Raw genomic sequence first — 11,127 nt, forward strand, 5'->3', positions numbered from 1 at the left:
AGATCGCCGCCTCCCGGCTCACCGAACGGGGCGCCACCCGGGCCGACGACAAACTCTCCGAAGCCGCGATGGAAGACCGCAAGCGCGAAGGGTACTTCTAATGAGCACGTCCACCGAGCAGCCGGCCGACCTGACGACGGCCACCACCCTGCTGCGCTTCGCGACCGCCGGTTCCGTCGACGACGGCAAGTCCACCCTGGTGGGACGGCTGTTGCACGACTCCAAGTCGGTCCTCGCCGACCAGCTGGAAGCCGTGGAGCACGCCTCGCGCTCCCGTGGCCAGGAGGCGCCGGACCTGGCGCTGCTCACCGACGGCCTGCGGGCCGAGCGGGAGCAGGGCATCACCATCGACGTGGCCTACCGCTACTTCGCCACCGCCCGCCGCCGGTTCATCCTCGCCGACACCCCCGGGCACGTGCAGTACACCCGGAACATGGTCACCGGCGCCTCCACCGCCGAGCTGGCCGTGGTCCTGGTCGACGCCCGCAACGGCGTCGTGGAGCAGACCCGCCGGCACGCCGCCGTCGCCGCCCTGCTCCGCGTCCCGCACGTGGTCCTCGCCGTCAACAAGATGGACCTGGTCGACTACGCCGAGCCCGTCTTCGCCGCCATAGCCGAGGAGTTCACCACGTACGCCTCCGAGCTGGGCGTCCCGGAGATCACCGCGATCCCGATCTCGGCGCTCACCGGCGACAACGTCGTGGAGCCGTCGGCGAACATGGACTGGTACGGCGGTCCGACGGTCCTGGAGCACCTGGAGACCGTCCCGGTCAGCCACGACCTGACGGCCTGCCACGCCCGGTTCCCCGTGCAGTACGTGATCCGGCCGCAGACCGCCGAGCACCCCGACTACCGGGGCTACGCCGGCCAGATCGCCGCCGGTGCCTTCCGGGTCGGCGAGGCGGTCACCGTACTGCCGTCCGGGAAGACCTCCACGATCGCGGCGATCGACGCGCTCGGCGAGTCCGTCGACATCGCGTGGGCGCCGCAGTCGGTGACGATCCGGCTCGCGGACGACATCGACGTCTCGCGCGGCGACCTGCTCGCCCCGAGCGGTGACGCCCCGGCCACCAGCCAGGACGTCGAGGCGACGGTCTGCCACGTGGCGGACCAGCCGCTCGCGGTCGGCCAGCGGGTCCTGCTCAAGCACACCACCCGTACGGTCAAGGCGATCGTCAAGGACATCCCCTCGCGGCTGACCCTGGACGACCTCTCCCAGCACCCGGACCCCGGGCAGCTGGTCGCCAACGACATCGGCCGGGTCGTGGTCCGCACCGCCGAGCCGCTCGCGCTCGACGCGTACGCGGACTCCCGCCGCACCGGTTCGTTCCTGCTGATCGACCCGGCGGACGGCACCACGCTCGCGGCCGGCATGGCGGGCGAGTCCTTCGCCACCGCCAAGGCCGTCGTGACCGTCGAAGACGAGGAAGGATGGGACTTCTGATGATCCAGGACGTCTACGCCACCTTTGCGAAGGAGGGCGGCCGGGTCGGTTCCGGTGCCCTCGGCGCGGGCCGGGGAGGTGTCGCACGATGTGTGTGCTGACCTCGGTGCGCCGCGCGAGCGGTGCGACACGGCTCCACCCGCTCCACCCCGTACGTGACAGACACAGACACAGACTTCGAAGACGCTGAATCGAGGGGAACACCTCCCGTGCCTTCCACCACCCGTACCACCACGCGCCGCGCCCTGGCCGCCGCCGCCACCCTGCCCCTGCTGATCGGGGCACTCGCCTCCTGCGGCTACGGCTCCGACGCGAAGACCGACGAGAAGAAGGTCGCCGCCGAGGGCGAGAAGCTCTCCGCCGACACCGTACGGCTCGGGTACTTCCCCAACCTCACCCACGCCACCGCGCTCGTCGGTGAGCAGGAGGGCCTCCTCCAGAAGGAACTGGGCGGCACCAAGCTGGTGTCCACCACCTTCAACGCGGGCCCGTCCGAGATCGAGGCCCTGAACGCGGGCTCGATCGACATCGGCTTCATCGGTCCCTCGCCGTCCATCAACGGCTACGTCAAGACCAAGGGCACCAACCTGCGCATCGTCGGCGGCTCCGCCTCCGGTGGCGTGAAGCTCGTCGTGAACCCCGCGAAGATCAAGACCCTGGACGACCTCAAGGGCAAGAAGATCGCCACGCCGCAGCTCGGCAACACGCAGGACGTGGCCTTCCTCAACTGGATCTCCGAGAAGGGCTGGAAGGTCGACGCCCAGAGCGGCAAGGGCGACGTCTCCGTGGTCCGCACGGACAACAAGGTCACCCCGAACGCCTACGCCTCCGGCGCCATCGACGGCGCCTGGGTGCCCGAGCCGACCGCGTCGAAGCTGGTCGGCGACGGGGCGAAGGTGCTGCTCGACGAGTCCGACCTGTGGCCGGACAAGAAGTTCGTCATCACGAACGTCATCGTGTCGCAGAAGTTCCTCAAGGAGCACCCGGACGTCGTCGAGGCGTTCCTGCGCGGCACGGTGAAGACGAACGCGTGGATCAACGCCAACCAGGACAAGGCGAAGGAGTCGGCCAACTCCAAGCTGAAGGCGCTGTCGGGCAAGGCGCTGAGCGACAAGGTGATCGACGCCGCGTGGCCGTCCATCCAGTTCACCAACGACCCGCTGGCGGCCACGCTCCAGTCCCAGGCGGACCACGCGGTGAAGGCCGGACTCCTGAAGAAGCCCGAGCTGTCCGGCATCTACGACCTGAAGGCGCTCAACAAGGTCCTGAAGGCCGAGGGCCAGTCCGAGGTCTCCGACGCCGGTCTCGGCGTCAAGTAACCCGGCGCCGGACAATCGTGCAGCAGCCCGAGTTCAGCTTCACCAGGAGGTGACGACCATGGCCACGTCCACGACGCTCGCCAAGACCGAGGACCACACGGCGGTGACCCATGCCGCCCGTATCGAGCACGTATCCAAGTCCTTCGGCGGACCCGCCGGCGGACAGCTCGTCCTCGACGACATCACTCTCGATGTCGCCCCGGGCGAGTTCGTCACCCTCCTGGGCGCCTCGGGCTGCGGCAAGTCCACGCTGCTCAACCTGGTCGCCGGACTCGACCGGCCGTCCGCGGGGTCCATCGAGACCCCCGGCGGCCGGCCGGCCCTGATGTTCCAGGAGCACGCCCTCTTCCCGTGGCTGACCGCGGGCAAGAACATCGAACTCGCCCTGCGGCTGCGCGGGGTTCCCAAGGCCGAGCGGCGCGGCGAGACCGAGCGGCTGCTCGAACTCGTCCGGCTCGGCGGCTCGTACGACAAGCGGGTCCACGAGCTGTCCGGCGGCATGCGCCAGCGGGTCGCGCTGGCCCGCGCGCTGGCCCAGGACAGCGATCTGCTCCTGATGGACGAGCCCTTCGCCGCGCTCGACGCGATCACCCGGGACGTGCTGCACGACGAGCTGACCCGGATCTGGCGCGAGACGAAGCTGTCGGTGCTCTTCGTCACCCACAACGTGCGCGAGGCCGTGCGGCTGGCCGAGCGCGTCGTCCTCCTTTCGTCCCGGCCCGGCCGGATCGCCCACGAGTGGACCATCGACATCCCTCAGCCACGCCGCATCGAGGACGCCGACGTCGCGGAACTGTCCCTCGAGATCACCGAGCACCTGCGTGGGGAGATCCGCCGTCATGGCCAGCACTGAGACCACCCCGAAGACACGGAAGACCGACGACCTCGCCGGCCTCGAAGCCGGTCTGGACGCCCTCGACAGCGTGCAGATCCGGCGGACGCCGGTCCGTGAGGTCCTGGTCAAGAAGGTGCTCCCGCCGATCGTCGCCGTCGCGCTCGTCCTGGTGACGTGGCAGCTCCTCTACTGGGCGAAGGTCACCGACGAGTTCAAGCTGCCCGCGCCCGCCGCCGTCTGGGACAGCCTGACCGAGATGTGGCGGGCGGGCACGCTCCTGAGCGTGCTGTGGACCAGTGTGTCCCGGGCCCTGCTCGGGTTCCTCCTGGCGCTCGCCATCGGCACCCCGCTGGGGCTGCTCGTCTCCCGCGTGAGGTTCGTGCGGGCGGCCATCGGCCCGATCCTCGCGGGACTCCAGTCGCTGCCCTCGGTGGCGTGGGTGGCGCCCGCGGTTCTGTGGCTCGGCCTCAACGACAGCATGATGTACGCGGTGATCCTGCTCGGCGCCGTCCCCTCGATCGCCAACGGCCTCGTCGCCGGCGTCGACCAGGTTCCGCCGCTCTTCCTCCGGGCGGGCCAGACGCTCGGCGCCACGGGGTTCAAGGGTGCCTGGCACATCGTGATGCCGGCCGCGCTGCCGGGCTATCTGGCGGGGCTGAAGCAGGGCTGGGCGTTCTCGTGGCGTTCGCTGATGGCCGCGGAGATCATCGCCTCCTCGCCCGACCTGGGCCTCGGTCTCGGCCAACTCCTTGAGTACGGCCGCAACAACATCGACATGGCGGGCATCTTCCTGGCGATCATCCTCATCCTGATCGTCGGCATCGCCATCGACCTGCTGATCTTCAGCCCCTTGGAGCGTGCGGTGCTGCGCCGGCGCGGCCTGCTGACGAAGAACTGAGTGCCACCGTGAACCACCCCGTCCTCCTCGTGATCGCCCACGGCAGCCGCGACCCGCGGCACGCCGCCACCGTCCAGGCGCTGGTACGCCGGGCCGGTGCGCTGCGGCCGGGACTGCGCGTGGAGACGGCGTTCCTGGACTTCAACCTGCCGTCGGTGACGGGGGTCCTCGACCGGCTCGCCGCCGAGGGGATCCGGGACGTGGTGGCGCTGCCGCTGCTCCTGACCCGGGCCTTCCACGCGAAGGCGGACGTGCCGGCCGTCCTGCGGCAGGCCCCCGCCTCGCTGCGGATCCGGCAGGCGGAGGTCCTGGGCCCGTCGCCGCTGCTCGTCGCGGCGGCGGAACGGCGGCTGTACGAGGCCGGGCTCGCGCCCGGCGACAAGAGCGCGACCGGGGTCGTCCTGGCCTCGGCGGGCTCCACCGACCCGGAGGCGATCGCGGTGATCGCAGAAACGGCGCGGGAGCTGCGGCGCACCGGTTGGTGCTCCGTGCGGCCCGCGTTCGCCTCCGCTGTGACCGCCGGGGGCGTCCCCCGTACGGAGGACGCCGTACGGGCGCTGCGCGCCGAGCCGGGCGTCCGGCGGGTGGCCGTCGCCCCGTACGTGATCGCGCCGGGCCGCCTCCCGGACCGGATCGCCGCGGGCGCGGCGGAGGCGGACGTCCTGGCGGACGTCCTGGGCCCCTCCCCCGAACTGGCCCGGTTGCTCCTGGCGCGGTACGACGGGGCCCACGCCGCCCGTCGGCCGGTCGCCCGCACCGCCTGATCCCCTCCTGTCCGGTATTCGTGAACGGAATATCGATGAGGGGGTAATTCCGGCGCGAAAGCGGAATTGGGCAATCCTTTTTCCCACCATATGGAACGGTTCGATTTTCGCCGCCTCAGGCACCTCAGATGTTCCTCAAGTCCCTTGTTCGCCCGCTCGCCGCAAGCGGAAGATATTCACGACCGAACAAGAGGGGAAAGAAATGAGCATCGCACTTCTTCGGGTCAGCATTTTCTCGACCCCCGTCGTCGTCGCCGCACTGGCGGTCGGAACGCTTTCCGCACCGCAGGCCGTGGCGGCCGACAGGACCATCACGGTGAACTGCTCCGCGGCCCTGGGGCCCTCGGCCGACGGCAACGTCCGCACCGTCAACTACTACGTGGCGAAGACCTCGACCACGTGGAAGCACAAGCAGCGTCAGAACTTCCCGACCAGCCACGGCATCAACAAGAGCCGCCGCGACCTGAGCCACGTCACCTACCTCCTGGACGGCACCACCCGGCGGGGCCACCTCGAGGTGAAGAAGAACGAGGTGGCCTGGAACAACAACAGCTGGGGCGTCTACTGGAGCGCCGGCCGCGAGCCGGTCACCAAGAAGGGCAGCACCCGGCTCGTCAGCCACGGCTGGTACAACATGAACAGCTGGCCCATCGAGTGCAAGGGCAAGTCGTTCGCCTTCTGAGCCCGTGCCGGCCGACAGACGGGCGCGGACGGCCGGTCCGGCCCGTCCGCGCCCCGCGGAGGAGAGCAATGAGGATGCGCACACGCCTGGCGAGCGCCGTTCTGCTGATCGTCCCGGTCCTGGCCGGGTGCTCGACGAGTGACGGACCCGCCCCCGCCGCCGGGGGGACGGCGGAGAAGCGGTACCTCCTCGTCGAGGGCGACACCACCGGATACATCACGTTCGACACCCGGGAAGAAGTAATCGCCGGATTCCGCTCTGACGGCACACGCGCCTGGAGCCATTCCGGAAATTACCCTTCCGACATCCATTGCCTCACCCGGTGCCCGGACGCCGTCATCACTGCCGCCGTCTCCGAGAATCCGGGGCAGGAGAAATCACTGGCAATATGGAAGTCCGACGGAAAAACCGTGTCGAAAGAATTCGGAACGGGCCGCCTGGACGTTCACTGGAGTTCCGGTCCCGAGGACTGGGTCGCCACCGACGGCCCTTCCGTCACCTGGTCCGACGGTGGCCGGAAGCAGTCCCTTCCCCTGTCCGGGGAGCTCCTGGACTCGATGGGGACGCAGTCTGCGGACGGACGGTCCCTCGCGGTGTCGGTGGCCACGGGCGACGAGTCCGCGCCCCGATGGTCCGCCTACCTCTTCGACGTGCCCGGCCGGAAGGCCGGTCGTCCGCGGCTGGTCGCCGACCGTCTCCCCGGCTCGATCGGCTGTCTCGACCCGGCGGCCGACAGGGCGGCCACCGTGGGCGACAAGCCCGCCCTCCTCACCCTCCGCACCGGCCGCAGGGTCCGCGGCCTCGGGGACTTCTCCAGCGAATGCGCCACCTCACGAGGCGCGACGGTCGTCGGCACCTACGCGGTGGGCCAGAGCGAACAGGACTCCCAGTCCGTCCAGGTGACGGAGAACGACGGAGACCGCACGGCCCGGGCGGGCACGTCGAGCGGCGGCGGCCTCGGCGCGGCCGACGACTGCGGGGTGTTCCTCTCCGAAGGAAGGATCGCGGCCATGCCGCCCACGGGCGGACCCACGCGTTCGGAGATCGACGCCGTGGGACTGCGCGTCCTGCCGGACGGGAACGTCTACGCGCTCGCCGCGGACGGCACGGTGTCCCGGCACCGGGTCGTCTCCGCCGACTCCGGCTGCGCGATCGGGCCTTCGGGCTCCTCCCGCTGACAACCGGGGCACGGGCGGACGTTCCGCCGGCCGCGTTCCCGGCTGCCCGGCCCCACCCGGAGCGCGGTCGCCCCGACCCGCCGGCCGCGCGAAACGTCTTTCCCGCCGCATCCGCCGCCCCCCGATGGGCCGAATGCAGCACGGGGCCACGCATCGCCCCCGTTCCCGGGTAGACCCACCGGGACCGCTTCCGAGGTGATGTGAGAGGGGTGAGGGGCGTCCATGGACACCGGCACCGAGGTGGTCGTCGTCGGGGGCGGCGCGGCCGGGCTCTCCCTCGCGTGGCGGCTGCTCGCTCCCCCGGACGGGGTCCCCGCCCCCCGCGTCACCCTCGTGGAGGCGCCGCCGGGGCCGCTGCGGCCCCCCGAGCGCACCTGGTGCTTCTGGGAGACGGGCCCCGGCCCGTACGACCCGTTCCTGACCGCGAGCTGGGGCGGGCTCCGGGTGCGGGGGGCCGACGGGTCCGGTCCCGTGCGTTCCCTCGGCGGGCTGCGGTACAAGATGCTGCGCTCCGGGGACTTCGAGCGGGGCCTGCGGCCGCGGCTCTCCGCGCTGCGCCGGGTCGAGGCCGTCGTGGAGGAGGTGGCGGACGGGCCGGACGGCGCCGTCGTGAGCTGTCGCGCGGCGGACGGGACCGTCTCACGGCTCCCGGCCCGCTGGGTCTTCGACTCCCGGCCGCCCGCCGCCGCGCCGCCCGCCCGCACCGCCCTGCTCCAGCACTTCCGGGGCTGGTTCGTGCGGACCGAACGCCCGGTGTTCGCGCCGGACGTGGTCGAGCTGATGGACTTCCGCACGCCCCAGCCGGCGCACGGCCTCTCCTTCGGCTACGTCCTTCCCACCGGCCCGCGCGAGGCGCTCGTCGAGTACACCGAGTTCGGCCGGGCCCCGCTGACGACCGCCGCCTACGAACGGGCCCTGGCCCGGTACACCGGGGACGTCCTGCGGCTCGGCCCCCTCCGGGTGCTCGCCACCGAGCAGGGGGCCATCCCGATGAGCGACGGCCGCCACCCCCGCAGGGCGGGCCGGCACGTCTTCCGGGTCGGGGCGGCCGGCGGGGCCGTCCGGCCCTCCACCGGCTACGCCTTCGCGGCGATCCAGCGGCAGGCCCGGGCCGTCGCGGACGCCCTGCACCGGGGCCGGCGCCCGCTGCCCCCGCCCGCGTACTCCTCCCGGGCGCTCGCGATGGACTCCGTCCTGCTGCGCGGCCTCGACACGGGACGGATCGACGGCCCGGCCTTCTTCACCCGGCTCTTCGCACACGTCCCCTGCGAGCGCCTGCTCCGCTTCCTCGACGGCGCCACCGGCCCGGCCGAGGAGTTCTCCATCGGGCTGCGCACGCCCGTCCCCGCCATGCTCCGCACGGCGGCCGAAGTCCCCCTACTCCCCCGGCGCCCCCGGCCGGGACCGCATCAGGAGGCCCCCGATGACCGGCCGTGAACACCCCTCGGCCCCGGAGCGGGCCCCGGCACCGCGCCGCGGCCGCGACCGCCGGGCGGTCGTCCTGCCCGCCCACCCCGGACGGGACCGGGCGGACCGGGACGGGCCGCGCTGCGCCGTCGTCGGGGGCGGGATCGCGGGCATCGCCGCCGCGACCGTCCTCGCGGAACGCGGGGTCCGCGTCACCCTGTACGAGCGCGAGGCGTCGCTCGGCGGGCGGCTCGCCGGATGGCCCGTGGAGCTCGCGGACGGCTCCTCGGCGACGATGAGCCGCGGCTTCCACGCCTTCTTCCGCCAGTACTACAACCTGCGCGGCCTGCTGCGGCGGGTCGATCCGGGCCTGGAGCGGCTGCGGCCGCTGCCCGACTACCCCCTGCTGCACGGCTCGGGCCTGTACGACAGCTTCGCGCGCGTCCCCCGTACGCCGCCGTGGAGCGCCCTGGGCTTCGCCGCGCTCAGCCCCTCCTTCGGGGCGCGGGACCTGGCCCGGATGAACCCCCGGGCGGCGCTGCCCCTCCTCGACGTGCGCCTCCCCGGCGTCCACGAGCGGTACGACGACGTCAGCGCCCGGGAGCTGCTCGACCGGATCCGTTTCCCGGAGAAGGCCCGGCACCTCGCGTTCGAGGTCTTCTCCCGCAGCTTCTTCGCCGATCCCGGGGAGCTGTCGGCGGCCGAACTCGCCCTGATGTTCCACATCTACTTCCTGGGCTCCTCCGAGGGGCTGCTCTTCGACGTGCCCGACGAGCCCTATCCGCAGGCCCTGTGGGAGCCCCTCGCCCGCTACCTCGAAGGCCACGGCGTGGACATCCGCGCCGGCGCCCCCGTCGACCGCGTCGAGTCCGCGCCGGGCGGGGGCCACCTGGTCCACGGCCCGGACGGTGCGGAGCGCGTCGACGCGCTGGTCCTGGCGCTGGACACCGCCGGGCTCCGGGCCGTCGCGGCGGCCTCGCCCACGCTGTGCGACGAGGCCTGGCGCGCCCGGGTCGCCGCCCTGCGCACGGCCCCGCCGTTCCTGGTCACCCGGCTCTGGCTGGACCGTCCCGTCGCCCCGGACCGGCCCGGCTTCCTCGGGACCGGCGGCCACGGCCCCCTGGACAACATCAGCGTCCTCGACCGCTGGGAGGGCGAGGCCACCCGCTGGGCCGGGAAGACCGGCGGCTCCGTGGTCGAACTCCACGCCTACGCGGCGGACGCGGCCGCGGGCCCGGCTCCGGTCGGGCGGGAGCTGGTCGAGCGGCTCCACCGGGTGTACCCGGAGACGGCGGCCGCGCGGATCGTCGACCGGCGCGACGAGTGGCGGCAGGACTGCCCGCTCTTCGCCGTGGGCGGCCACGCGGACCGGCCGGCGGTCGACACCTCCGACCCCACCGTCACCGTCGCCGGCGACCTGGTCCGCACCGGCCTTCCGGTGGCGCTGATGGAACGGGCCGCCACCACGGGCTTCCTCGCGGCCAACGCGCACCTGTGGCGCTGGGGCCTGCGGGGCCAGACGCTGTGGACGGTGCCCCGGCGGGGCCGGTCGGCGGTCCTGAGGGCGGTGGCCCGCGCGTACGGGGAGTACTGAACCGGCGTCGCGCGTCAGCCCGGGAACAGCCCCCGTGCCCGCAGGGACCAGCGCCGCTCGGCGTACGCCAGGTCGTCGCGCCACAGGCGGCCCGCCGCTGCCCGCATCGCCGGGCGCAGGAGCGGGGCCGCCAGGCGGGCCACGGCGAACCCCCGCCGGTCCGAACCGGCGACGACGGCCTCCACGACGGCGGTGCGGGGACGTCGTGCCCCCGCCGGCGTCAGGGGCGTCGCGTGCGTCTCGACCACCGATCCCGTGCCCTCGCCCGCCGTGATCCGCATGACGACCGTCCTGGGGTCCGGCGCGGTGAACACGGCCCGGACGGGCACCACGACCCGTCCGGCCACCTTGAACGACACCTCCACCTCCAGTTCGTCGTCCTCCTCCGTCGGGGTCCGCAGCACCTCCAGGTCGACGAAGGAGTACGGGTGGAGCCAGGCGCCGTGCCAGGGGTCGAGCCGGTTGGCGACGACGTCCTCCGGCTCGCACGTGCCCACGCCCGTGTAGACGGCGCCGACCGCCGCGGCCGCCCGCGGGCGCTCGGGCACGAAGGGCCGCTCCGTGGGGGCCTCGCCGCCCGCCCGGTCGAGCCTGACCCAGAGCAGCGTCCCGTCGTCGTGGACGGGCCACGGCTCCCAGCCCGCGAAGGGGCCGCCGTCCAGGGCGAGTCCGTGCCAGTGGCAGATCAGCGTCCCGCACCGCACGACGCTGTCCTTCAGCGGCGCCCCCAAGTGCGGGCAGGTCCCCGGGCCCGCGTGGGGCGTCCCCTCTCCGTCGCGCCACAGGACCACCTCGGTGCCCGCCACGGTCCGCCCGAGCGGGCGGCCGTCCCCGAGGTCGCGACTGGCGCCGACGACGAACCAGTTGCCGGAGGGACGGGCCTTCGCCCGGTCCAGCGCCTCGGCGATCAGAGCCGGTTTGGCCTCCCGCCACGTCGGCCGCTGCCGGTCCCAGGGGACGGGGTCGCGCCGCAGCCGCAGCGGGATCTGCGGCCTTCGCATCGCGC

At 72.9% G+C, this 11,127-nt stretch carries 10 protein-coding genes and 1 pseudogene; 10 read left to right on the forward strand and 1 reads right to left on the reverse strand.

Features of this window, described 5'->3' with window-relative positions:
* The 10 genes and pseudogenes from ADL08_RS36555 to ADL08_RS11165 form a co-directional block, all read left to right on the forward strand.
* A pseudogene (locus ADL08_RS36555) lies at positions 1-101 on the forward strand (sulfate adenylyltransferase small subunit); the annotation flags it as partial.
* The gene (locus ADL08_RS11125) at positions 101-1,444 is read left to right on the forward strand and encodes a sulfate adenylyltransferase subunit 1 (RefSeq protein ID WP_053641931.1); all 1,344 of its coding nucleotides are present in this window, start codon (positions 101-103) and stop codon (positions 1,442-1,444) included. The pseudogene ADL08_RS36555 and the gene ADL08_RS11125, both read left to right, overlap by 1 nt.
* Before the next feature lie 209 nt (positions 1,445-1,653).
* Positions 1,654-2,763, forward strand: coding sequence for an aliphatic sulfonate ABC transporter substrate-binding protein (locus tag ADL08_RS11130; RefSeq protein ID WP_053641932.1), 1,110 nt, complete (start codon positions 1,654-1,656; stop codon positions 2,761-2,763).
* Between the two features lie 58 nt (positions 2,764-2,821).
* Entirely contained in the window at positions 2,822-3,616 is a 795-nt protein-coding gene (locus tag ADL08_RS11135; RefSeq protein WP_053641933.1) for an ABC transporter ATP-binding protein, read from the forward strand.
* Positions 3,603-4,496, forward strand: a complete 894-nt coding sequence (locus tag ADL08_RS11140; protein ID WP_053641934.1) for an ABC transporter permease — start codon at positions 3,603-3,605, stop codon at positions 4,494-4,496. The genes ADL08_RS11135 and ADL08_RS11140 overlap by 14 nt, the downstream gene beginning before the upstream one ends.
* 8 nt (positions 4,497-4,504) lie before the next feature.
* Positions 4,505-5,260 (forward strand): sirohydrochlorin chelatase, encoded by a 756-nt coding sequence (locus ADL08_RS11145; protein WP_053641935.1) that lies wholly within the window; start codon positions 4,505-4,507, stop codon positions 5,258-5,260.
* Between the two features lie 202 nt (positions 5,261-5,462).
* Complete coding sequence (locus ADL08_RS11150; RefSeq protein ID WP_053641936.1) at positions 5,463-5,942, forward strand: hypothetical protein; 480 nt, start codon at positions 5,463-5,465, stop codon at positions 5,940-5,942.
* A gap of 410 nt (positions 5,943-6,352) precedes the next feature.
* Positions 6,353-7,120 carry a hypothetical protein gene (locus ADL08_RS11155; RefSeq protein WP_053641937.1) on the forward strand — a complete coding sequence of 256 codons (768 nt, stop codon included), beginning with the start codon at positions 6,353-6,355 and terminating at the stop codon, positions 7,118-7,120.
* 222 nt (positions 7,121-7,342) lie between these two features.
* Positions 7,343-8,557 carry a lycopene cyclase family protein gene (locus ADL08_RS11160; RefSeq protein WP_053641938.1) on the forward strand — a complete coding sequence of 405 codons (1,215 nt, stop codon included), beginning with the start codon at positions 7,343-7,345 and terminating at the stop codon, positions 8,555-8,557.
* The gene (locus tag ADL08_RS11165) at positions 8,544-10,121 is read left to right on the forward strand and encodes an FAD-dependent oxidoreductase (RefSeq protein ID WP_053641939.1); all 1,578 of its coding nucleotides are present in this window, start codon (positions 8,544-8,546) and stop codon (positions 10,119-10,121) included. Before ADL08_RS11160 ends, ADL08_RS11165 begins: the two co-directional genes overlap by 14 nt.
* A 14-nt stretch (positions 10,122-10,135) precedes the next feature.
* On the opposite strand, the gene ADL08_RS11170 is transcribed toward ADL08_RS11165, so the two are convergent.
* On the reverse strand, positions 10,136-11,122 hold the full coding sequence (locus tag ADL08_RS11170) for a DUF5914 domain-containing protein (RefSeq protein ID WP_053642023.1): 987 nt from the start codon (positions 11,120-11,122) through the stop codon (positions 10,136-10,138).
* Positions 11,123-11,127: the final 5 nt, after the last annotated feature.

This window comes from Streptomyces sp. NRRL F-6492 (assembly GCF_001280125.1).
In the GTDB taxonomy this organism is placed as follows: Bacteria; Actinomycetota; Actinomycetes; order Streptomycetales; family Streptomycetaceae; genus Streptomyces.

Excerpts from the sequence above, each read along its gene's own strand:
- ADL08_RS11165 (WP_053641939.1), top strand. The coding sequence starts at position 8,544 with ATGACCGGCCGTGAACACCCCTCGGCCCCGGAGCGGGCCCCGGCACCG.
- ADL08_RS11160 (WP_053641938.1), top strand. The coding sequence starts at position 7,343 with ATGGACACCGGCACCGAGGTGGTCGTCGTCGGGGGCGGCGCGGCCGGG.
- ADL08_RS11140 (WP_053641934.1), top strand. The coding sequence starts at position 3,603 with ATGGCCAGCACTGAGACCACCCCGAAGACACGGAAGACCGACGACCTC.
- ADL08_RS11125 (WP_053641931.1), top strand. The coding sequence starts at position 101 with ATGAGCACGTCCACCGAGCAGCCGGCCGACCTGACGACGGCCACCACC.
- ADL08_RS11150 (WP_053641936.1), top strand. The coding sequence starts at position 5,463 with ATGAGCATCGCACTTCTTCGGGTCAGCATTTTCTCGACCCCCGTCGTC.
- ADL08_RS11135 (WP_053641933.1), top strand. The coding sequence starts at position 2,822 with ATGGCCACGTCCACGACGCTCGCCAAGACCGAGGACCACACGGCGGTG.
- ADL08_RS11170 (WP_053642023.1), bottom strand. The coding sequence starts at position 11,122 with ATGCGAAGGCCGCAGATCCCGCTGCGGCTGCGGCGCGACCCCGTCCCC.